This is a genomic window from Pseudomonas sp. B28(2017) (assembly GCF_002113025.1).
Lineage (GTDB): Bacteria > Pseudomonadota > Gammaproteobacteria > Pseudomonadales > Pseudomonadaceae > Aquipseudomonas.
This window is the reverse complement of sequence record NZ_NEJH01000007.1, coordinates 240,250-259,567: the sequence shown is the minus strand read 5'-3', so window position 1 is coordinate 259,567 and position 19,318 is coordinate 240,250. Positions and strand designations below refer to the sequence as shown.

Here is a 19,318-nt window from a genome sequence, read left to right as displayed (position 1 = left end):
CAACGTATTTTGTTGCTGTCTCTACTATAATATCTATTCAGGCGGGCTGTAACCAGTATTCAAGTCACGAATGCACATTGGAGGTTTCGCGATGATTCCCCTCCCCAAACGCCTCTCATCAACACTCGCTCTAGTGGGCTTTGAGGCTGGCGTATGGCGGCTGCTTGTGGCGAGGAGCCTGCGAGGCTTTTGTGATGGTTACATTGCGGTGCTGCTTCCGGCCTATCTTCTGGCACTTGGCATGTCGACCCTGTCCGTTGGGCTGATCAGCACATCAACCCTGCTCGGTTCCGCGATTGCCACGATGCTGATCGGAATACTGAGCAATCGCTTTTCACGCCGATCACTGCTGCTGATCGCTGCCTTGGTGATGACGGCAACGGGCATTGGTTTTTCCAGCTTCTCGACGCTATGGCCCCTGCTCGTAGTGGCGTTCCTCGGTACGATGAACCCCAGTGCGGGCGATGTCAGCATGTTCCTCCCTATCGAGCACGCGTGCCTGGCCGAAGCGTCTGAAGCGCAGGCACGCACGTCACTTTTTGCACGCTACAGCCTCGTCGGAGCACTCTCAGCTGCTCTGGGGGCTCTGCTGGCCGGAGCACCCGATTGGATCGCTGCTCATCTCGGCGTCGCCGCAATTTCGGTCATGCGTGGCATGTTCGCTCTCTATGCACTGTCGGGGCTGGCGATCCTGGCGCTATACCATAGAATGCCTGTGCATCAGCCTGCGTCGACAACGGATCGCGCATCGCTCGGGCCGTCGCGGTGGATTGTCGTTCGCCTCGCGCTGCTCTTCAGCGTTGATGCATTCGCTGGCGGACTGGTCGTCAACGCGTTGCTGACGCTTTGGCTCATGGCGCGGTTCGACCTATCAATCGGCGCTGCCGGACAGTACTTTTTCTGCACGGGTTTGCTGAGCGCAGGGTCTCAACTGGCAGCGGCGCCTCTTGCGCGCAGGATTGGCCTGCTCAATACCATGGTCTTCACGCACATCCCGTCAAGCTTGTGCCTCATTGCAGCGGCCTTCATGCCGTCATTGCCGCTCGCATTGCTCATGCTGTTGCTCCGCAGCGCGCTGTCGCAGCTCGACGTGCCCACGCGCAGCGCCTACGTCATGGCCGTCGTAACACCGGCGGAGCGAGCGGCTGCCGCGAGCCTGACAGCGGTGCCGCGTAGTCTCGCCGCCGCTATCGCCCCGACTATTGCCAGCGGACTGATCGGGCTGGGTTGGCTCACGGCGCCGCTGCTCGCCTGCGGTGTGCTCAAGATCATCTACGATCTGGCGCTGCTCACAGCGTGCCGGCATGTCCAGCTTGAGGGAGATGCCTCGTGAACTGACTACGATAGATAGAAAGTTTTGGACCTGTATCGTCGAATGGCTGTAGGCGAAGCGTCGACGACGTATCTCGCTTCGCCTATTCGAGAGATCTTTGACCAAACTTGCGCGAGCTTTTAACAACTGGTCGGCTGTTGACCATACAGTACAGCCCCCCGGCCAACACCAACCCCATCGCCCAACTAATGTCGGCGCCTAGCCAGTTCGCTACAAAGCCTGTGTAGAACGAGAGTTTCATGAAGGGAATCGTGCCGATTATCGAAACGGCATAGACCATAAGGGTTCGCCCGTTGAAGCGGGCGTAGCGGCCTTTAGGGTCGTACAGGTCACTTACTTCATAGTGGCCACGACACACCCAGTAATAATCAACCAGGTTGATCGCACTCCAGGGAATCAGCAAATACAACTGACCGATCAGAATGTCCGCAAAAAACGTGTCAAAACGGTACTGGGTGGCTATGGCGATCAGGGTCGCAGCAACGGTCAACATGGCCATCACCAACGCTTTTGCTGGAGCCGTGACGTATTTGAGCCCTCCAAAGGCTCCGAATATCGTGACCGAAGACATATAGGCGCTGTACAAGCAGAGTACGTTGTACTGGATGACGCCAAGCGCGATCACGCCCAGTACCAAAGGTGCCCACGGGCCAAACAACGTGGCAATGGCGGTTGCAGGGTCGCGGTCAAGCGCTGCAGGTATCGCTACAGCCAGTAAAGCGCCTAATGCCATCATGGCAAAAGAGCCCAGTGCGCAACCACAATAGGTTGTCCAGAACGTGGCGCGGGTGCTCACGTTCGCGGGGAGGTAACGCGAGTAATCTGCCACGTAGGGGCCGTAACCTAAAGTCCAGGAGGCAGCCTGCGCTATGACCAGGTTAAAGGCCGCCCACGTAAAGCCCGTACCTGAGACGGTTGTTGATGCCGCGTCGCTGGGGTGCAGCAGGATCAAGGCCAAGGCGCTTGCAAACACCAGGGTAGATAACAGGCTCATCCACGCCCCCAGACGGTGGATCAGCTCGTAGCCTATAAAACCGATGATGAAAGTCAGAACGCCGACCACCACAATGGCCTGGTCGTCGCTCATTGGCACCAGCGCCTTTAAGGCATCGCGCATCAAGACGCCGCTCGCGGCAAGAAATAGCACCGCCGCCGTGACCATTACCAGCAGGGGGATCGCGGCTCCGTAAACACCGAACTGTGCCCGGCTCTGGATCATTTGTGGAATCCCCAAGTGAGGGCCCTGGGCGGAGTGCGCGGCCATGAACACGGTGCCGACCAGATTGCCAATCAGCAGGCCCAGCAATGTCCAGCCGAAGCTCAACCCCGAGGCGATACCCAGCGTACCGACCATCAAAGCGGTCACTTGGAAATTGGAACTGAACCAGATGGTGAATAACCGCCGTGGCGTTCCGTAACGTTCACTGTGAGGGACAAACTCGATACTACGTTTTTCCAGCTTCACGACCGCCTCCTGATTTATTTTCGTGATTATCAGATAGGCATCGATAGCTTTTCGGCCCAGCTGCGAACGCCTCATAGCTAGTAGCGCCATACCCTCGCGTAAATTGCAGGTGTTTTCACACCGCCTGGACCGAAAGGAGACGTCCGAGAGGAGGGATAACGGGATGATCGTACAAGCCAATTTAGGGCAAATTTAGGGCCGTAATAGGCCGTCATAGGCCAATGGTTGTCGAGGAAGTGCCCGTGTTCCATGGCCTGAAGCGGTCCAGGATGACGGCAGAAGGGGTTCGAATCCCTATACCAATGATGTCTTCTTGGCAAAAACCACAAAGCTCTGCCGCCCTTGACGGGTTGCAGAGCTTATTTGTTTGGCGGCGATTTCAGGATGACAGGAGAAAACTCAGGGGGGAGGTTGCGGAAATGGTCGAAAAGATGCGGAAACGATCCGCGCACTGGCGACAGCGCGCGCCAAGCTCCAGAAACGACAAAGCCCTGAATAATCAGGGCTTTGTCGTATAAAGATGGCGGAGGCGATGGGATTCGAACTCATGGACCTGTTACAGTCGACGGTTTTCAAGTCCGAGATACAAACGTCCGAAATTCGTGGCCTGTAGCTTGATTTCGTTCTAATACGAGCATTTTTTGGTTCCGCTGCAGGCCGCATTCTACAAGGGGCGGTTTTAGGGTTTTGTAACACCTTTTTGGCTATTGTGTATGTGCATGGACTTGACCAACCGGTTGCATTCGACTTGACCAGTACATGCGGTAGTGATGACCGGCAGAGAACGGCCGATTCTGTTGAAAAAGTCGGATTTTCAGTTCGCCTGAAGTCAGATCCGATCATCAGCGGAGAACCTACTCACCACATTGAGTGGTTACTCGGCCCTTCGTTGACCTTTGCTGCTCTGTTATTGGGTTAATTTGAGGGTTTTGGCTTGGTGCAGACGCACCTATCCCGTGAGCGCTGGCCCTTGGGAGATAAATTTGGCCAACCGTCGCAGGTTCTGCACCGCAGCGGCCAGCGTGAATTCATCGGACGCGCCGCTCATGCCACGTAGTCGCAAGCGATCCAGTTTCAGGATGCGCTTGAGGTGGGCAAACAGCATTTCGACCTTTTTACGTTCGTGGCGAGAGCGCACATACTCCGGCGTCGCCGCAATGCGCCGAGCCACATCACGCGCGGCTTCATGGACGCTGCGGGCGATCTTACGAATCGAAGTGTTAGGGCAGCACTTGGCTTTCATCGGGCACATCGCGCAGTCGGTCTGTCTGGATCGGAAGATGATGGTGTTGGCTTTGGTGACGTGCGAACGCTCATTCTTGAAGGCTCGCCATTCGCTGCGCAATACGTTGCCGGCCGGGCAGCGGTATTCCTCTGCTTCTTCATTCCAGTGGAAATCATTGATCGAGAAGCTGTCGTTCTTGCGCTCGGTTTTGTCCCACACCGGTACATGCGGCTCGATGTCTTTTTCCTCCACCATCCAGGCCAGCATCGGCGCGGTACCGTAAGCGGTGTCGCCAATGAGGCGTTCCGGCTTGATGTCGAACTGCGCTTCGACCCGATCGATCATGGTCTTGGTGCTCTCGACTTCTGCGGTGCGATGAGCCGGTGTGGGCTCCACATCCATGATCACGCCGTGCTCGGTATCGATCAGATAATTCGTGGAGTAAGCGTAGAACGCTGGGCCACCTGGAGCGGCGGTCCAGCGAGCCTGAGGATCCGTCAGCGATAGGCGCTTCGGGAGCGTTTCGGCCAGGGCCTCTTCATCAAGTGCCTCAAGGTACTCACGCACGGCGCGACTGCTCAGGGCTGGATCGCTCCAGTTGACTGGTTCATCACCGGGTACGCCGCGCTGCCGACTCGCATCCGCCTTGATAATGCTGGCGTCCACGGCAAAGCCTTCACCTTTGACCAAGCCGGCGTCCATGCAGCGACGCAGCACTTCATTGAACAGCCAGCGAAACAGATCGCTGTCCCGAAAACGGCCGTGTCGGTTCTTGGAAAACGTCGAGTGATTGGGTACTTCATCTTCAAGGCTCAACCGGCAGAACCAGCGATACGCCAGGTTCAAATGAGCCTCTTCGCACAACCGCCGCTCGGAGCGAATGCCGTAGCAGTAGCCCACGATCAGCATGCGGATCATCAGTTCAGGATCAATCGACGGACGCCCGATCGGGCTGTAGAAATCGGCGAGGTAATGGCGCAGGTCGTTCAGATCGAGGCATTGATCAATGCTGCGCAGCAGGTGATTGGCTGGGATGTGATCTTCAAGGTTGAACGAGTAAAACAGTCGCTCCTGCCCACTCGATAACTGTCCCATCATGCTGCGTGCTTCCCTGCTGGCCGATGCGGAGATTTTGCCGCAGGCCAGATAGGGGAGCTACTTTTTCAACAGAATCGACCCATAGCTGACGCTGGGTGGGTCCTCGATTGCTCAGGCAGCCTCGGTTTGGCATCATCCCATCTGAGTTGATCTAGGGAAGGGAATGAAAGTGGATGGCATTGAATACTCGCCCGAACATTTGTTGGCACGGCGAATCGCAGGTTTTGACGCGTTCAGGTTAGAACGTCTTCCGGTACTTCATGATTTCAGCAAAATCCTTGGTTTTGACCAACCCCACGAGATTTTGATTATGCCGCAGAAATTCTTGCCCCAACTTGACAGTTACTTCAGAAATGCAGTCGTCAGTGATGAAGATCGAGTCTGGTTCATTACACGGATCGGCTACTACATCGGAGAGTACCTGGTGACTGTTTATGACGGGTTTTGGCTGGTTGATGAAGACCACGCGTCACCTACCTTCAGCCGATACATCGTTGGGGACGAATCCGCTTTAAAGGTCGACCCATTCGAAATAGCGCAAAAATATGCAGATACACCTGTGCCTAGATCTTTGATTCAGGAGCTCGAAAATGCTTTGGTGAGGTATTGAGAGAGCTGATGCCGTGATTTCCCAGAGACTGCTGTCGACCGATCGTGTTGAAAAAGTCGGTTCGCCCAAACGGTCTGGTCATTGACTGGTTAAAACGCCTTTTTTGCACACTGCTACGTGAAATCTGAGTCCGGAAGCCTCTGCCGAAAGTAAAGATTTCAATCTCGGACGCATACTTTTCTGCTGCGCAAACCATGGTCGACTTTTTCAACAGAATCGGCCAGGAGCAGTCACTCGACATGTCTACCAAACTAGGGGAGATTCACAAGTCACATGAAGTTCTACAAGTTGAATGAAGGCGGCGCAAAGAGAGACGATGGGGTTGTCGTTCAAATCAAGCATCCAGATTACTTGGAGTATACAGAAGGAGATCTCTCAGTTGATGTATCGATAGGGTATGACCCCTCAACCCGTCAGATTTTTGTGTATGCGTCGGAGTTAACGAATTGGAGCAGGCCAACCTCAGTCGTTCCAATTTCCGATGTTAAAAAACAAGAAATCGCTCAAAATTTGAAGGAGGCGCTCGGGGCTTTGAAGGGAAAATTTGTGGTGAGTTAGCCCAGCCCTTACGCCGGGACCTTTGTTACTGTCGCAAAAATACATCGTATCCAATCTGAATCGCCCCAATATCTCGGTCAGTCGCAGGACTGCTTCTGGCCGTTTTCTGCCTATCGCGACTGGCGAAAAACGACCCACAGCGGCCGGTGGCGACAGGCAAAAATCGGCCAAAAGCAGTCCGTCGTGGTGCCTAAAAAGCCGACGTGACTCAAATTTCCTCAACCAGGGTATTCAAAGTCTCGCTGTGCTAGAACCACCTGCCGCAGCAGCGGTCATCAAGTAGCACAACCTCCGGGATGAAACTACGCTGATGAAACACTTATTTCCCTCCTAAGGAGCTGGAAAATGAAAAGGATTTCTTCTGCCGCTATCGTGTTCACCGTGCTCGTCGCGCTTTCAAATACAGTGTCTGCCGAAACCCCCTCACATAAGGATGCTCGCACATTCGTTGCCCAGGAACAGATGGGCAGACACCTCTCTACCTTTGCACTTTCGGCAGCGAAAAGAACGATCACCTACGCGATGATCGCCAAAAAGCTGGGAAGTGCAGATGCAAGCAGTGCCGTGTCTAGTGAAATCAATGCATTGCTGCCGCAGTATCAGCCTAAATGGAATGAGAATCTTGCAGCAGCCTATGAGAAGTCATTCTCTCAAGAAGAGTTGTCATCACTCGTTTCTGAGGGCCGTTCATCAAAATACGCGGGAAAAGTGAAAGAACAGCAATCCGAAATTGGTAGATATATGCAGTCGAGTTCGGAGCCAATTCTGATTGCCCTTGTCACCGAGGCGCTTAAGGCGACCCTGTCCAAATACATCCCGAAATAGACTGTTAAACAGGGCGGCCGGCATCGCGGCCTCAAACGAAAACGCCGGCAAGACACAGGAGTCCACCGAGGCAGGACAAATACGTTAGAAAAACATCTTGGCGAAGGTATGACTGGTCAGGCCGGATGCAATCAGGTAGGCAAGTGGAGTGCAATTTCGCAGCTATTTTGAGGGCTTAGCAATGGCGCCTACACGACGGTAAACGCGCTCGGTAATGTCGCCTTTGGTATGTCCTAGCAGCAAGCTGGCCTCACCAATATCCGTGATCTCTGATGCCGCTTTAGGTCGGATGTCTCGGAATTGAAACTCTGCAATCCGGCTCGCCAAGAGCGTGTCACTATGGTCAAGTGCGACCTGCTTCGCCTTTTCTCTTGCCTCATCCCATCGCTTACGCAGCATGGTAGCGGTCATCCGTTTTCCTCTTTGACTAACAATCAGATAACTCGACAGATGCTGCGCATTACGCTCGGCGATCTGGGCGATCAGCAAGCCCAGGCTGTTTGCAGAGCCGTCAGTGGTAGTCTGGATTCGAAGTTTTTTGCTGGTTTTGTTTTGCTGAACCATCAGGAATCCTCCCTCAAGGTCATCCTTGCGCATTACCAGTACGTCCGCTGGCCGTTGACCAGTCAGGTAAGCCAAGTCCATGGCATCTTTCAGCTCTTGACCTGCCTTCTGGTACACCGCATTCCAGACTGCATCGTTTGCGTAGTAATCGCGCGGGGTTTCCTTGTTTTTACGGACTCCTTGGCAGGGGTTTTCCTTTGTGGTTAGACCCCATTCTCGTGCCATGTTGAATACGTGGGAGAGGGTAGCGATTTCGCGATTTGCCCGCACTTTTGCCGAGCGTGCATCCCTGTAACCGGCAATTGCTGCAGGTGTTATTGCATCGATAGGTGCGCTGTCGAACATTGGTCGTAGCTGCTTGATCTCTGAGAGGTTGTCCTTCTGGGTACGTGCTGCTTTTTTGGGGACAATATCGCGAATGTACCTATCGAAGATGCCCTTCATGGTTCGAAGATCGAGAGGTGCCTCCTTGGCTTCGAGTTCTGCCCATTTGATCCTGGCCTTGTCCAGGTCTTTGCCTAGCGGTATCGCCTTTCCCGACCCGTCCAAGTAGTAGTAAGCAATCCAGGTTTTTCCGCTTTTCCGGGGACGTGTCCATTGATACATCCTTGGCGGCAAGTTGCGTGTTTCGGCATTGCGGGGGCGCATGTCAGTTCACTCGTGAGAAGTCTGGCGTCCATGCGGGCGCCGCGGGAGTGGAGGGGGGGGTGAGAGCAGAAGGTGACACCATGCCCAACTTCATGCGGACATAGTGCCGTCCAACCAATGGGCGCTTGCCTCGGCTTTCGATGAAGACCCATTGGTGGTCGATCAGCCAGCGTCGCTGGGAAGCCCTAGCCTTGTAACCGGTAATAATCGCCAGTTCTTCGTCCGAAAGAATTTCGGATTCCATGATGTTTCTCCATGCCGAGCGTTGCGGCAGAAGGTGATTAAACTTGCTCGCGTTTTAAACGGAGGCAGTGAGGCGAGGATTGGCATGTATGCCGGGGTTGCCCGGGAGGTGGAGGGGGGGGAATTGGTGCTCAGGCAATCGCACACAGCGCGAGAACATCATCGTCACCGCACTTGGTTGCTAATTCGTCTCATGCTGCCTTCTGTTGACTCCAGACACCCACGACGTCGAACATCCGGGCCGCCTGCTCTTCGGTCAGCGATATTTCGGCGGGAATGGCGATCCAGCCCGACGCGACCCGGTGATTCGGATTGCTCTCGGCGACCAGGGCTTTGTAGGTGTCCTCGATCACGTCCTCGAGGTGGGCGGCCAGATAGTTGCCCTGAGGGGCGACCTCTACCGATTTGGTGTAGCGGTGGCCGCGTTGATCTCGACACTGGACGCTGACATAGATCGTCCAGCGATGGGCTATGTCGCAGACGGCTTCGGCCATTCGCTGTCCTGGCGGGATGCTCCTGCAGGTCTTCCTGTTGATCATCCCTTGACGCCCGCTGGGGTCGATGTGGACCACCGCGACGTGATTGGCGTTAAGCAGTGCTCGGCCCGTTCGCTCTATCCGCGTGCGCATGTTGTTGGACTTTCGCTTTTTCATAGCGCCACCGTAATCTTGCGATTGGCCTTGCCTTCAAACTGCATGGCAAGGTCGTGAGCGGCCTTGTAGTCGTTACGGAAGGCGCGAGTCTTGCCGGTGGTAAGGTCTTTAATCTGATACATGCCGAAGCTTCCGCCGACGACTTGGTAGCGCACCGGTTTGGCTGGGGCTCGTTGATCAATACGCCTGTAGAACCCGGAGCGGGCGGCCTTTGTTCGTTGTAGCAGTTCACTGACTTCATCGACGCGCTCTTGAAATGATGGATGCATGGCTGATCCCTCGGAGTAGGTTAGGTGTATCCATCAGCACTCCGACCACCTGCTGCTGGCCATTGGTCAGGGAAGGGTGCTGATTGATAAAAAGCAGGCGTAAAAAAGCCCGATCGGAACCGGGCTATTGTTTGCGGCGCAAAGACTTGCTCAAGTGATCGCTGGTGCTGCCATCGCGGGCTTCGACGAACCCGCTTGAATGCGCTGCGTGATTTCCTCTCGATGCACCTGGACATCCTTTGGTGCGCTAGTTCCGATACGTACCTGTTTGCCGCTAACACCCAGCACGGTGATCGTGATGTTGTTGCCTATGTTGATGCTTTCGCCTGCTTTGCGAGTCAAAATCAGCATTGTTCATTTCCTTGTGTGAGTAGGTTTCCCAATGCCGCCTTGCGAGAAGCGGCATCAGTGAAACGTCACTGCATTACGCGGATTTCAGTGCGAGGGAACCACTCACCGTCGAGTTTCACCATGCAGCCAACAAACGCGGCGTAGCGAGTTTCTCGGTCAGTCTGGAAGCCGTAGTAAGAGCAAGTGGCCCGAGAGGCAAGACTGCTCAGCAACATGCCACCCAGGATCAGTGCCAGCAGGATTAACAGAACCTTTGTCGCGTACTTCACGCCTCGATACCGTAGTCAGCCAGGCGCAGGCCGAAGTGCATGCTTATTTCCTTCAGCACCACAAACTCTGCTGGCTCGATCAGGCCGTCAGCCTGGGCAATGGCAAGAATGTTGACGAAGGCTTCCTCCGCATCGGCCGGAACGTTTTTGATGTCGGCCAGTTCCCGCTTGATCGCCAATCGGCCTACTTGAAAATTGGCGTTCAACTGACCTGTAAAACGATTGATGGTTTCGGTGATCTCGCTGCCGAAGTGCGTCAAATTCGGGTTGGAGCGAATCAACTCATCCAGCTTGGAAACCTCGCTGGCTTCAATCTCACCATCAGCCGCAGCGACCAATAGGCCGCCACCGACAATGGCCTGCATCAAGTCGCGGTTAACGACCTTCTTCATTTCGGCCTGGGCGTTGCCGACTTGTTTTCCGAAGAGTTTTTTCATTCCGAACATGGTGTTTCCTCATACAGGGGAGGGGATTTCCCACATGGCCCTGTTGCCAAGGCTATGTAGTGAAATCTGTTTGGGCTGTCAGCGGGACTCAGATACGGCGCACTTAGGTGGGAGTCGCCCACGCCTGGTGCGTTAGTCTTTTTGCAGCTGACAGCTTTGAATCGATTGGGTTGTTAAAGAGCGGCGGGTGGCCCCGTATTGCCGCTGTGATTCACTGCGGCGAACAAATATTGCCGCCGGGGATATTTAAAGTCAATGCCGCCGGAGATATAATTCCGCTCTATGAAAAAAGCCCGTGCTGAGCGGGCTTGCTTTGGGCTAGATATTTGCGGGGAGGTCCCAAGAGATGCGCGCGGTGCAGTCATCTTCTCGATGCACTAGTACGTGCTCGGTTTCTGCTATCTCTTCAAGGAGCCGCTCCCAGTCCTTAAGGCATTCATCTGCTTCCCTGCAAATGACTGCCGTTTTTCGTTTTTGGGCGGCGGGGGCGCTGATGATTTTTTGGATGCGGAATCCAAGAAGCTCAAACGAATTTGGCGGTGTTGGTTTGTTTTTTGGCTTTGCCATTGCACTGCTCCTTTTATGTATGGATACACAGTGAATGGCTTGAATCCTAAGCGCTAAAGATTAACGATTAAAAACAATCATTTAACAGAAAGAAGCCCGCAATTTGCGGGCTTCAGGAGGGAGGTGTCCAAGGGAGTTAGAGACAAATCGAAGGGCTCAAATTTAGATTCTGCCCAGCACCTTGCTGGGGGCAAGAATTGCCCCTACGTAATGGATTCTCTCGATATCAATCCGAGCTACTGTCAGCCGCTCGCCGTAAGCGGAGTTGATCGACATGAGGCTGACCTCTTCTTCGGTCTCGAAGAGAAGTTCTTTAACCATGCTTTGTCCATCAACGGTGGTGACCATCACATACTCACCTGGCACTAGGCGGTGATTGGGTTCGCAGACAGCGACCCACCCGCTACGGATCGCTGGTGCCATTGAGTCACCCTTGAGCCGAAGTGCGTAGGCGTCCTCATCTCGGGAGTAGGTCTCAACCCAGCCAGCTGCCTGGTCAAGGCTTGTCCAATATCCCTCGCTGCCGAGCTGTGCGGTACCTTCGATATTGATTCTGCGAGGTGAGGAATAGATGGGGGGACCAGCCTCGACATTAGATTCGAAGCTGGACTGCGCCATTTTCGCAATCTCATCAGCCAGTCGAGGGCTGAATGACTCCACGGGTTTGGAAATCAATCCGGCAATTGCGCTAGCGACTTTCGCATTCAGTGCGTTGTAGCCGTTCAGGTACGAACTGACGGAGCCCTGATTTATGCCTAGGGCATCTGCGATTTTTCCCTGAGTCAGGGCATCACGCCGCGATTTGCCTGCGTTGAAGGCATCCACAGCCGCTTTGAGTGCTGAGCACTCTTCTTTTTCCCAGTCTTCGAGTTCGCGTTTTTTCATTCCACGATTATTCCTAGCGGCGATATTTAATCAAATGCCGCCGGGCTTGATTAATTAAATTCCGCCGGAGATACTTGGTGGGTATTTAATAAAGGAGATCGGCGAGATGAGCCGAAAAAGTCTGGATGAGTTTGCCCGTGCACGCGGGCAAACCAACGCAGCAAATCTGCTTGGGATGTCACAAGGGTCGCTCAACAAAGCTCTGCAGGTTGGTCGTGACATTTTTGTTACTGAACACGCAGATGGCTCTTTCACAGCTGAAGAGCTCAGACCATTTCCGGTCCAAAGCGCAAAAAGGTCGCGTCGCCGGATGCTGCCCATTTCATGAGCAAACTTTGAGCGCAACGGCGCCGAGAGAAAACTAGACGATGAAATTGCCAGTACTAGACACCCGCCGCAAAGCCGTCATTGCCGCTGCCAATGCATTTCCGGGCGGACTTGCATACGCCTCTGACTTTCTGGGTGAGGTGAATCTCAAGCGATTCAAGAACCGGATTTACGAGTCGGCAGGGGTCAAGCCCCTCACCGACGATGAGATCTGCACGCTTGAGACTGAAGCGAAAACTACCTTCTTACCGGATTACATCTGCGCAATGTATGGCGGTGTGTTTGTTCGCCTGCCTGAGGTTGCCGATCTGGACAACGTCGACATCCATCGACGCTCTTTGCGTACCTCTGTGAAACGCGGCCGGGTTGACCAGCTTCTCGCCTTGGCACTGGATGACGGCGAAATCACTGCAGCGGAAGCGGCAGATATTTTGGCCGGGCATGCCAAGTACTTGGCTGCACGACACGAGGAGGTGATCGCACAGATTGAATTGTACAAGTCGAATGGCCCCGCCCGAATCCCAAGCGGGAAGGGTTGATATGCAGTTCACCATCACGATCAACCAAGTGAAAGCGCTGGAGTGGGGATTGAACTCCCAGCAGGCGCAATTGTTTTCCTTCGTCTACGAATGCCCCAGCTGGGCCAAAGCAATCAAGACCGATAACGGGATTTTCTTTGTCTTGACCAAGGCAAAGATCATTGAGGAATTGCCTCTGCTCACCGATAAACCCGATACGGCGTATCGGCTTCTCAAAGGGCTCGAAAAAGCAGGTTTGGTGGAGTTATCCAGCACCGCGAACGTTTCGTTGTTTCGCTTGACCGAGAAAGCCAAAGAATGGAATCGCAAGCTGGATGGGTCGGAAAAATATCCGACCTCTGAGGCGTTTGAGGGGCGGAAAAAAATCCGATCTACCTCGGAAAAATCTCCGGGCAAGGTCGGAAAAATCTCCGAACAGGGTCGGAAAAATATCCGAGGAGGGTCGGAAAAATCTCCGACAAATCAGGGTACCAGTAATCAGGGTACCAATCAGGTAACCAGTAATCAGGAAAAGCAGTGCGCTAACGCGCCAGGCAAATCATCAAAATTCGACCCGCTGACCGCCAAACCGGAAAACGTCAGCGTCGAGGTTTGGGCCGATTGGTGCCAGCACCGCAAGGAAATCCACAAACCCCTCACCGCCAAGAGCTGCGAACAACAGGCCAAGGCCCTGGCGAACCATCCAACCCCCGATTCCGTTCTGGCTCTTTCGATCAGCAACGGATGGACGGGGATCTTCCCCGACAAAGCAGTCATCCCCGCACCCGTTCCGACCAGTCGCCATTCCGGTTTTGACACTCGCGATTACAAGGCCGGCACCAAGGAGAACGCCAATGGCACTTTCCGTCTCTAACTTCGGCGCTCACATGGACCGCAAATTCGGCGTCATCGGCCGTCAGCCAGCGAGCTGCTTCGATCATGGCGAATACTCGGCGGTCATCCTCAAGGGTGGCAACCTGTCTGGGTGTCCCAAATGCGCGAGCAACAAGCGCGACATGCAAGAGCTCGAGCGCAAGCGCTGTCAGTTTCGGATAGTTCAGCAGTCATGCGCCCGGATCCCGAAGCGTTTCGCGGATAAGACATTCGCCGATTTCGTCGTGTCGAATCCGGCCCAGCAGATTGCCCTGGATGCGTGCACCGACTACGTCGACAACTTTTCGAAGCATCGCCGTGAAGGTCGCTGCATGTTGCTGTTGGGGAAGGTCGGTACTGGCAAGACCCACCTGGCCATTGCCTCGGCCAGTCACCTGATCAACGAATGCATGGTCAAGGCGATTTACCGCACGGTGGGCACGCTCATCGGCGAGATTCGGGCGACGTTCAATGATCGCTCAGGCGAGTCCGAGGCGCACATTTTGCGTGAGGTGATTGGCGCGGACCTGCTGGTGCTCGATGAAGTTGGTGCAACCAAGCAGAGCGAGTTCGAGCTGGCCACTCTGTTCAGCATCATCAATGGTCGTTACGAGCAATGCCGTCCGACGATCATCGTCAGCAATCTGTCTCCCTCCGAACTGAACGACGCCATTGGTGCGCGATGTGTCGACCGCATCCGCGAAAACGGCTGCATTGGTGTGGCATTCGAGTGGGAATCTCAACGCGGTAAGGAGGGCTTCTGATGAACGCCGCCAAGCAACAAAACATGCTCGCCGGGCAATCGTCGCTCGCCCGCAAAGTATTTCAAGTCGTGCCAATCCAGGAGCGCTGGAGTGCTCACGATATTTTCAATTCGTTGATGGTTGCCGAAACCACGGGTGCCCAGTTTCCGGCCGTACGTCGCGGCCTGGGCGAGTTGAAGGACGCAGGTCTCATTCGCGAACCCGTTAACGGACATTTCCAGCGCACCGCCATCACCATCACGCCCCAGAGAGAACAGAGCATGTCGAAAGAAACCAAGCCGGCCGTGGCTACCACCAAGAAACCCGAGGGTAGCGCTTTGGATACGTTGGCGGTGCTGTCTGGCGAGGTCATCAGCTTTGCCGAGGAGGTCGGTCAGCGCATGAAAAAGCTCGCCGCGCGTATCGAGGAAGTAGCGTTGTCCGTGGAAGCCGAGCGGGAGAGCAATGCCGCAGCCATTATCAAGGCCCGACGCCTGCAAGAAGCGCTGAGAGAGTTTGCATAATGAGTGTTCTGGACAAGCAGGTGTCGGGTGCATGACCACGGTGTCCGTGTCACTCACTGATCCAGAGATCCGGCGCCAGGCGGCCGATCTGACGGTGACCACGTTGCGCGACCCTCGGCATCCCGGCCTGTATTTTCGGTTCAGCGGCAGGCGGGCACGCGGGTCATGGTACCTGGTCGCGCATCGCAAGTGGCACCGTATTGCGGGATATCCGGACTTGAAGCCCGCGGCAGTGTTGTCGGTGCTGCCAGAGCTGCGTCAACGTCTGATTCTCAAACCCAATGCCAGTGTCGCCGTTGAAGTCTGGAGCAACGTTGGCGATCTTCTCGACTGGTTTAGCGAGCGCATGGCGAAAGCGCGCTCGTTGTCGAACAAGCGCAAGGCCGGGGCCAAGTCAGCGATTGCTTGCCACCTCAAACCACGCTTGGGGGATTTGCCGATTCGGGCGGTGAGCGCATGTTCCCTGGACAAAGAACTGATGTGGCCATTGCAGGCGGTGTTGTCGTTATCGTACGTGCAACAGCTATTTCGTCTGCTGGCCGTGGCCTTCCGCCAAGCCCATAAGCTGGACTTGATCCCGACCAATCCCATGGCCGGGATCAAGTTTGCCGATTTCACCACCGCCCAGATCATGCCCAAGCCGGCGCGCCTGCGTGGTGTGCAGGTACCGGAGATTGTCACTCTGTTGGCCGAGCGCTTCGACAGCGCACCGGACGACGCCATGCTGGCCCTGATGATGCTCTGCCACGGTACACGCATTGGTGAGACACGCATGACCCGCTGGGCTGATATCGCGCTGTCCGAGCGTGAGTGGTTTATCCCCGCCGAGCACACCAAAAGCCGAACCGAACACCGACTGCCGCTGACCGACCAAGCGTGCGCGCTGTTGCACCGGTACCGCGACTGCCAGCGCGCCAGTGGTTACGAGGGTGCCTATCTATTCCCGTCACGTCGTGGCCTGCCGCTTAGCGAGAATCAAGCCAGCGCCGTATTCACGCGATTGGGGCAGGGGGCGTGGACCAGTCACGACCTGCGCAAGGTAGCTCGAACGGCTTGGACTGACCTCGGCATTGACGGCCACATCGGCGAGATGTTGCTCAATCACTCACTGGGCAAGATCGCCTCGACCTATATCAACACCCAGGCCACCGAGCAGCGTCGACTGGCGTTGGTGAAGTGGCACGACTGGTTAGATGGTCATGGTTTCAGGGCCATTCATGGGCAGACAGGCGCTAGATATGAAGATTCGCAAAACCGCCTGCAAACCACGAATGGCGTGGTCTGCGAGGCGCTTCCACAATTTGTTAAAGGCGAGGATTTAAAACATGCAGAAAGGGCAGGGGCTTGGCTTTAAGAGACAGCAGATCGAGCTAGAGCCTTGCCCGACCTGCAAGGGCAAAGCGGTAGTGAAAGGGCTGTTTTATGAGTTGATTTGTACCGCTTGCAATGGCTCAGGTTGGGTTATTCGGGGCAGCAGGTTGGTGCTTTCTTCGGAGGAGTTAGTGACTCAATTGAGCTTCAAATTGCAGCAGGCTCAGCGCGAAATTGAAGTGCTCCAGCAGGGTTCTTCGATTTCTGGCCCTGCCGAGTACTACCAACAGAACAACCGTCGCGGTGCCGGCGGAACAAATTTCACAGGGGATTGAGCCATGGTTGTCCGGATGCAGATCAGCAAAGTGAAGAGGGCGGTAGCATGAAGATCAATTCCGCCCGCCAGGCATGGCATGACTGCAACTACAACCCCGCTCCCGGTCAGACCTCAGATGCTGCCGTGCTGGGTGTTGTGGTGCAGAAAACTGAGCGTGGACCTACAGCTGATCATGCGATCCATGCGACGTTAGCCGGCAGGGTGCAGTCGGCAATCGCCCGTCTTCACAACACGTTGCGTGCATTCGGAAATGCCATGTACGCAGCTGAACCTAATGATGATGATGATCGGGAGGAGGCAGAAGCGGCCGTGTTCAATCTGGCATGCACCCGGGCGTCGCGCATGACAGCCGACAAGAGGGAGCGCGCCGAGTACGTGGCCAAAGGTGTGTTCCGTCGTTATCGCTACATGCATCAGGGCGGCCAGTCGGCCAATGAGGACCCGCTGATCAAGCCTGAACAGTTCAGGTCCTGGATGAGTGCCGAGTATGGGGTCAAGCTACAATCTGCGGCTTGGGGTCGGGATTGGGAGCCGTTTGTGCAGCTCTGCTTTGACGCTTGCTACGACATCGACGCGAAGGCTTTGGGCCCGATCGGGGGAGTGATTTACAAGATGAAAGAGGCTGCTTGACTTCCCGCACGGCTGGCGGCAATATTTCGCCACTGTTAGAGTTTTGCCTATGGCAACTTACTCATAGATCAAAGAAAACCCCGCCTTCGAGCGGGGTTTTTTCGTATTCGGCTGCCCGATTACAGATCCAGCAAATCACGATGAATTCCGAATGCTTGGGCAATCTTGTCGAGGGTGCCCTTGCGTGGTTTTGCTGCTTGCTCTTGTTGTGCGTATGCCGCCTGGGTAATGCCGATGCGCGAGGCCACTTCCGCCTGAGTAAGGTTCAGATGCTTGCGCCATGCGCCGACAGCGGTCAGGTCCTCTTTGACCATGTATCCAACCACCTCATTCGGAATCAAGTCCTCTTTCGGGTGGTTTGCAACATAGTCCGCGTAAGGAATGACGACAAAAGCGGGCGCTCCGTCTGGCCCGCTGATGATTTGGATGTTAGTAGGTGCGTTCATCGCGCTTTTTCACCTCTTCAATGTTTACGATCTTGACCCCGCCATCCCAGTCAAACATGACTCGGTAGTTTCCTACTCTGAGCCGGTACCCATACTGGTGTTTAACGAGGGCTTTGACGTTGGTGACGTTAGGCATATCAGCGAGCGCCTGTGCCGCGTCATAAATCTTCCCTTTGTCGTCTTTATTTATCTTGGAGAGCTGTTTTACGGCTTTCCGGGTCCAGTTGATTGTATTCATGCTGCCTCGCAATCCATGACGAGAATATAAGCAATTTAATAAGTATTGTCGAGGGTTTTGTTAGGTAATGCTTATTGGTTTTGTTTTCGGCCTGTGCGGTCAAGAACCAATTTATAGCCCCCGCCACGGTGCGGTTTTTTTGATTTTCTTCCGAGCCTCGGGAGGCAACAGAGACCTCTGAATATGCCGGACAAACCCGATACCTGGGCCATTGCATTCATGTGGCTGAGTCAGCATTCGCAAACTATTTGGGCGGCATTTTTGTCCTTGTGCATGACCGTGCTGCGTGTGTTTTACACGGGTGGCACTTGGAAAGACGCGCTGATTGAAGGTCCCATGTGCGTCTTGCTATCCCTGAGCATTATTTGGGGCTTCGAACTGATGGGATTGTCACCGTCACTAGCCCAGCCGGTAGGCATTTGGGTGGGCTTCCTCGGGGTGAAGAAAGTCGCCCTTTGGGCTGACCGGATTGCTGAAAGCAGGTTTCCCAAATCGGATTGCTAAATGGTCAAAATCAAGATCACACCCGACATGCTGCCTGTCTCCGAGGCGCTGCTGGAGCTGGAGAAAACGCACATTCCCCATGTGCTTGCTCTGACTGCGACCCGCTTGGCCCAACGGGTCAAGAAGGGCGAACTGGCCGTTATGGCACAGCGTCTGGATCGGCCAACCCGAACCACGATGAACAGCCTATTCACTAAAATGGCCACCAAAAGCAAGCCGGCCGAGGTGTACTTCAAGGACTCTTGGACCTCGGGTATTCCCGCTGACACCTATCTTCAGCAGACCGTCCGGGGTGGCCCACGTCCGCATAAGCGCTTTGAAAAATCTCTGATCTCGAACGGCTTGATGAGGTCCGGTCAATACGCTATTCCCAGTCCGAATGTCCTCGATAGGTACGGCAACGTGTCGCGCGGTCTGATGAACAAAATCTTATCGGGCCTCGGTGCGGCAGAGAGCCGGCGCGGCTACAAAGCCAATGCCACCAGCAGCAAACGCAGTAAAGCCAAGGGCAATGCCCAGCGTTACTTCACAGGTGCTGTCGATGGGACGGAGGGTGTATGGGAACGCAAAGAAACCGCGTTCGGCGATGCGGTCCGGCCGGTGTTTGTGTTCAGCCGCAGCGCGCCGGTGTACCGCACGATCTTCCCGTTCTTCAAGATCGCCAACAACATCTGCAAGGCACACTACGGCGCTGAGTTCCGCGGTGCATTTGCCGATGCAATGGCCACTGCCAAACCCTGACAGATCGCAAGAAAGGCTGTTTCTGTGCCTGTATTGCTTGACTTGTTTGCCCCGCACGAATTTAACGGGTCCTCCCGAGGGGGTGGGGGCTAGGGGGTAATTCGGGCCCCGCTGCTT

Annotated in this window: 27 protein-coding genes; 14 read left to right on the top strand and 13 right to left on the bottom strand. The window is 55.0% G+C overall.

Annotated features, from left to right (window positions below):
* The first annotated feature begins 91 nt into the window (after positions 1–91).
* Positions 92–1,333: an MFS transporter gene (locus tag CAF65_RS19355; RefSeq protein WP_143492132.1), complete on the top strand. Its 1,242-nt coding sequence runs from the start codon at positions 92–94 to the stop codon at positions 1,331–1,333.
* Positions 1,334–1,415: 82 nt separating this feature from the next.
* Here the strand turns inward: CAF65_RS19355 and CAF65_RS19350 are convergent, their stop codons facing one another.
* Both CAF65_RS19350 and CAF65_RS19340 read right to left on the bottom strand, forming a co-directional pair.
* Complete coding sequence (locus tag CAF65_RS19350; RefSeq protein WP_085717747.1) at positions 1,416–2,798, bottom strand: cytosine permease; 1,383 nt, start codon at positions 2,796–2,798, stop codon at positions 1,416–1,418.
* A gap of 949 nt (positions 2,799–3,747) precedes the next feature.
* Positions 3,748–5,121 carry a transposase gene (locus tag CAF65_RS19340; protein ID WP_085717717.1) on the bottom strand — a complete coding sequence of 458 codons (1,374 nt, stop codon included), beginning with the start codon at positions 5,119–5,121 and terminating at the stop codon, positions 3,748–3,750.
* Between the two features lie 163 nt (positions 5,122–5,284).
* Between CAF65_RS19340 and CAF65_RS19335 the strand changes: the two genes are divergently transcribed.
* The 3 genes from CAF65_RS19335 (at position 5,285) to CAF65_RS19320 (ending at position 7,114) form a co-directional block, all read left to right on the top strand.
* Positions 5,285–5,731 carry a hypothetical protein gene (locus tag CAF65_RS19335; RefSeq protein WP_178076718.1) on the top strand — a complete coding sequence of 149 codons (447 nt, stop codon included), beginning with the start codon at positions 5,285–5,287 and terminating at the stop codon, positions 5,729–5,731.
* 273 nt (positions 5,732–6,004) lie between these two features.
* Entirely contained in the window at positions 6,005–6,289 is a 285-nt protein-coding gene (locus CAF65_RS19325; RefSeq protein ID WP_085717715.1) for a hypothetical protein, read from the top strand.
* A gap of 345 nt (positions 6,290–6,634) precedes the next feature.
* On the top strand, positions 6,635–7,114 hold the full coding sequence (locus tag CAF65_RS19320) for a hypothetical protein (RefSeq protein WP_085717714.1): 480 nt from the start codon (positions 6,635–6,637) through the stop codon (positions 7,112–7,114).
* Positions 7,115–7,276: 162 nt separating this feature from the next.
* On the opposite strand, the gene CAF65_RS19315 is transcribed toward CAF65_RS19320, so the two are convergent.
* The 9 genes from CAF65_RS19315 to CAF65_RS19275 form a co-directional block, all read right to left on the bottom strand.
* Entirely contained in the window at positions 7,277–8,326 is a 1,050-nt protein-coding gene (locus CAF65_RS19315) for a tyrosine-type recombinase/integrase (protein ID WP_085717713.1), read from the bottom strand.
* A 1-nt stretch (position 8,327) separates the two neighbouring features.
* Positions 8,328–8,570, bottom strand: coding sequence for a DUF4224 domain-containing protein (locus tag CAF65_RS19310; RefSeq protein WP_085717712.1), 243 nt, complete (start codon positions 8,568–8,570; stop codon positions 8,328–8,330).
* A gap of 190 nt (positions 8,571–8,760) precedes the next feature.
* Complete coding sequence (locus CAF65_RS19305) at positions 8,761–9,222, bottom strand: hypothetical protein (protein ID WP_085717711.1); 462 nt, start codon at positions 9,220–9,222, stop codon at positions 8,761–8,763.
* Positions 9,219–9,491, bottom strand: coding sequence for a hypothetical protein (locus CAF65_RS19300; protein WP_085717710.1), 273 nt, complete (start codon positions 9,489–9,491; stop codon positions 9,219–9,221). Before CAF65_RS19300 ends, CAF65_RS19305 begins: the two co-directional genes overlap by 4 nt.
* 150 nt (positions 9,492–9,641) lie before the next feature.
* The gene (csrA, locus tag CAF65_RS19295) at positions 9,642–9,842 is read right to left on the bottom strand and encodes a carbon storage regulator CsrA (protein ID WP_085717709.1); all 201 of its coding nucleotides are present in this window, start codon (positions 9,840–9,842) and stop codon (positions 9,642–9,644) included.
* 65 nt (positions 9,843–9,907) lie between these two features.
* Positions 9,908–10,111: a hypothetical protein gene (locus CAF65_RS19290; protein WP_085717708.1), complete on the bottom strand. Its 204-nt coding sequence runs from the start codon at positions 10,109–10,111 to the stop codon at positions 9,908–9,910.
* Positions 10,108–10,557 carry a tellurite resistance TerB family protein gene (locus CAF65_RS19285; protein ID WP_085717707.1) on the bottom strand — a complete coding sequence of 150 codons (450 nt, stop codon included), beginning with the start codon at positions 10,555–10,557 and terminating at the stop codon, positions 10,108–10,110. The genes CAF65_RS19290 and CAF65_RS19285 overlap by 4 nt, the downstream gene beginning before the upstream one ends.
* A 318-nt stretch (positions 10,558–10,875) precedes the next feature.
* Entirely contained in the window at positions 10,876–11,124 is a 249-nt protein-coding gene (locus CAF65_RS19280) for a DUF1654 domain-containing protein (RefSeq protein ID WP_085717706.1), read from the bottom strand.
* Between the two features lie 162 nt (positions 11,125–11,286).
* On the bottom strand, positions 11,287–12,009 hold the full coding sequence (locus tag CAF65_RS19275) for a S24 family peptidase (RefSeq protein ID WP_085717705.1): 723 nt from the start codon (positions 12,007–12,009) through the stop codon (positions 11,287–11,289).
* 106 nt (positions 12,010–12,115) lie between these two features.
* Here CAF65_RS19275 and CAF65_RS19270 point away from each other — a divergent pair, with 106 nt between their 5' ends.
* Genes CAF65_RS19270 through CAF65_RS19235 form a run of 8 tightly spaced genes read left to right on the top strand, consistent with a single transcriptional unit; the run spans position 12,116 to position 17,272 of the window.
* The gene (locus tag CAF65_RS19270) at positions 12,116–12,337 is read left to right on the top strand and encodes a Cro/CI family transcriptional regulator (RefSeq protein WP_056724266.1); all 222 of its coding nucleotides are present in this window, start codon (positions 12,116–12,118) and stop codon (positions 12,335–12,337) included.
* Between the two features lie 40 nt (positions 12,338–12,377).
* A complete protein-coding gene (locus tag CAF65_RS19265; protein ID WP_085717704.1) occupies positions 12,378–12,875 on the top strand; it encodes a YmfL family putative regulatory protein in 498 nt (165 codons plus the stop codon).
* Position 12,876: 1 nt separating this feature from the next.
* On the top strand, positions 12,877–13,728 hold the full coding sequence (locus CAF65_RS28805; protein ID WP_256578668.1) for a hypothetical protein: 852 nt from the start codon (positions 12,877–12,879) through the stop codon (positions 13,726–13,728).
* Positions 13,709–14,491 carry an ATP-binding protein gene (locus tag CAF65_RS19255; RefSeq protein ID WP_085717703.1) on the top strand — a complete coding sequence of 261 codons (783 nt, stop codon included), beginning with the start codon at positions 13,709–13,711 and terminating at the stop codon, positions 14,489–14,491. Before CAF65_RS28805 ends, CAF65_RS19255 begins: the two co-directional genes overlap by 20 nt.
* Positions 14,491–14,994 (top strand): hypothetical protein, encoded by a 504-nt coding sequence (locus tag CAF65_RS19250; protein ID WP_085717702.1) that lies wholly within the window; start codon positions 14,491–14,493, stop codon positions 14,992–14,994. The genes CAF65_RS19255 and CAF65_RS19250 overlap by 1 nt, the downstream gene beginning before the upstream one ends.
* A 31-nt stretch (positions 14,995–15,025) precedes the next feature.
* On the top strand, positions 15,026–16,348 hold the full coding sequence (locus CAF65_RS19245; RefSeq protein WP_085717701.1) for a site-specific integrase: 1,323 nt from the start codon (positions 15,026–15,028) through the stop codon (positions 16,346–16,348).
* A complete protein-coding gene (locus CAF65_RS19240; protein ID WP_085717700.1) occupies positions 16,320–16,640 on the top strand; it encodes a hypothetical protein in 321 nt (106 codons plus the stop codon). The genes CAF65_RS19245 and CAF65_RS19240 overlap by 29 nt, the downstream gene beginning before the upstream one ends.
* A gap of 47 nt (positions 16,641–16,687) precedes the next feature.
* Complete coding sequence (locus CAF65_RS19235; RefSeq protein ID WP_085717699.1) at positions 16,688–17,272, top strand: hypothetical protein; 585 nt, start codon at positions 16,688–16,690, stop codon at positions 17,270–17,272.
* A 119-nt stretch (positions 17,273–17,391) separates the two neighbouring features.
* Here CAF65_RS19235 and CAF65_RS19230 read toward each other — a convergent pair whose 3' ends face one another.
* The gene (locus CAF65_RS19230; protein ID WP_085717698.1) at positions 17,392–17,718 is read right to left on the bottom strand and encodes a helix-turn-helix domain-containing protein; all 327 of its coding nucleotides are present in this window, start codon (positions 17,716–17,718) and stop codon (positions 17,392–17,394) included.
* Complete coding sequence (locus CAF65_RS19225; RefSeq protein ID WP_085717697.1) at positions 17,702–17,956, bottom strand: type II toxin-antitoxin system RelE/ParE family toxin; 255 nt, start codon at positions 17,954–17,956, stop codon at positions 17,702–17,704. The genes CAF65_RS19230 and CAF65_RS19225 overlap by 17 nt, the downstream gene beginning before the upstream one ends.
* A 183-nt stretch (positions 17,957–18,139) precedes the next feature.
* On the opposite strand from CAF65_RS19225, the gene CAF65_RS19220 reads away from it, so the two are divergent.
* Both CAF65_RS19220 and CAF65_RS19215 read left to right on the top strand, forming a co-directional pair.
* Positions 18,140–18,460, top strand: coding sequence for a phage holin, lambda family (locus CAF65_RS19220; RefSeq protein ID WP_085717696.1), 321 nt, complete (start codon positions 18,140–18,142; stop codon positions 18,458–18,460).
* A complete protein-coding gene (locus tag CAF65_RS19215; RefSeq protein WP_085717695.1) occupies positions 18,461–19,201 on the top strand; it encodes a hypothetical protein in 741 nt (246 codons plus the stop codon). It abuts the gene before it with no gap.
* Positions 19,202–19,318: the final 117 nt, after the last annotated feature.

Coding starts and splice junctions, on each gene's coding strand:
- CAF65_RS19335 (WP_178076718.1), top strand. CDS start 5,285: ATGAAAGTGGATGGCATTGAATACTCGCCCGAACATTTGTTGGCACGG.
- CAF65_RS19320 (WP_085717714.1), top strand. CDS start 6,635: ATGAAAAGGATTTCTTCTGCCGCTATCGTGTTCACCGTGCTCGTCGCG.
- CAF65_RS19265 (WP_085717704.1), top strand. CDS start 12,378: ATGAAATTGCCAGTACTAGACACCCGCCGCAAAGCCGTCATTGCCGCT.
- CAF65_RS19280 (WP_085717706.1), bottom strand. CDS start 11,124: ATGGCAAAGCCAAAAAACAAACCAACACCGCCAAATTCGTTTGAGCTT.
- CAF65_RS19215 (WP_085717695.1), top strand. CDS start 18,461: ATGGTCAAAATCAAGATCACACCCGACATGCTGCCTGTCTCCGAGGCG.
- CAF65_RS19270 (WP_056724266.1), top strand. CDS start 12,116: ATGAGCCGAAAAAGTCTGGATGAGTTTGCCCGTGCACGCGGGCAAACC.
- CAF65_RS19315 (WP_085717713.1), bottom strand. CDS start 8,326: ATGCGCCCCCGCAATGCCGAAACACGCAACTTGCCGCCAAGGATGTAT.
- CAF65_RS19240 (WP_085717700.1), top strand. CDS start 16,320: ATGCAGAAAGGGCAGGGGCTTGGCTTTAAGAGACAGCAGATCGAGCTA.
- CAF65_RS19310 (WP_085717712.1), bottom strand. CDS start 8,570: ATGGAATCCGAAATTCTTTCGGACGAAGAACTGGCGATTATTACCGGT.
- CAF65_RS19355 (WP_143492132.1), top strand. CDS start 92: ATGATTCCCCTCCCCAAACGCCTCTCATCAACACTCGCTCTAGTGGGC.
- CAF65_RS19325 (WP_085717715.1), top strand. CDS start 6,005: ATGAAGTTCTACAAGTTGAATGAAGGCGGCGCAAAGAGAGACGATGGG.
- CAF65_RS19255 (WP_085717703.1), top strand. CDS start 13,709: ATGGCACTTTCCGTCTCTAACTTCGGCGCTCACATGGACCGCAAATTC.
- CAF65_RS19230 (WP_085717698.1), bottom strand. CDS start 17,718: ATGAACGCACCTACTAACATCCAAATCATCAGCGGGCCAGACGGAGCG.
- CAF65_RS19235 (WP_085717699.1), top strand. CDS start 16,688: ATGAAGATCAATTCCGCCCGCCAGGCATGGCATGACTGCAACTACAAC.
- CAF65_RS19245 (WP_085717701.1), top strand. CDS start 15,026: ATGACCACGGTGTCCGTGTCACTCACTGATCCAGAGATCCGGCGCCAG.
- CAF65_RS19305 (WP_085717711.1), bottom strand. CDS start 9,222: ATGAAAAAGCGAAAGTCCAACAACATGCGCACGCGGATAGAGCGAACG.
- CAF65_RS19220 (WP_085717696.1), top strand. CDS start 18,140: ATGCCGGACAAACCCGATACCTGGGCCATTGCATTCATGTGGCTGAGT.
- CAF65_RS19225 (WP_085717697.1), bottom strand. CDS start 17,956: ATGAATACAATCAACTGGACCCGGAAAGCCGTAAAACAGCTCTCCAAG.
- CAF65_RS19285 (WP_085717707.1), bottom strand. CDS start 10,557: ATGTTCGGAATGAAAAAACTCTTCGGAAAACAAGTCGGCAACGCCCAG.
- csrA (WP_085717709.1), bottom strand. CDS start 9,842: ATGCTGATTTTGACTCGCAAAGCAGGCGAAAGCATCAACATAGGCAAC.
- CAF65_RS28805 (WP_256578668.1), top strand. CDS start 12,877: ATGCAGTTCACCATCACGATCAACCAAGTGAAAGCGCTGGAGTGGGGA.
- CAF65_RS19300 (WP_085717710.1), bottom strand. CDS start 9,491: ATGCATCCATCATTTCAAGAGCGCGTCGATGAAGTCAGTGAACTGCTA.
- CAF65_RS19250 (WP_085717702.1), top strand. CDS start 14,491: ATGAACGCCGCCAAGCAACAAAACATGCTCGCCGGGCAATCGTCGCTC.
- CAF65_RS19340 (WP_085717717.1), bottom strand. CDS start 5,121: ATGATGGGACAGTTATCGAGTGGGCAGGAGCGACTGTTTTACTCGTTC.
- CAF65_RS19275 (WP_085717705.1), bottom strand. CDS start 12,009: ATGAAAAAACGCGAACTCGAAGACTGGGAAAAAGAAGAGTGCTCAGCA.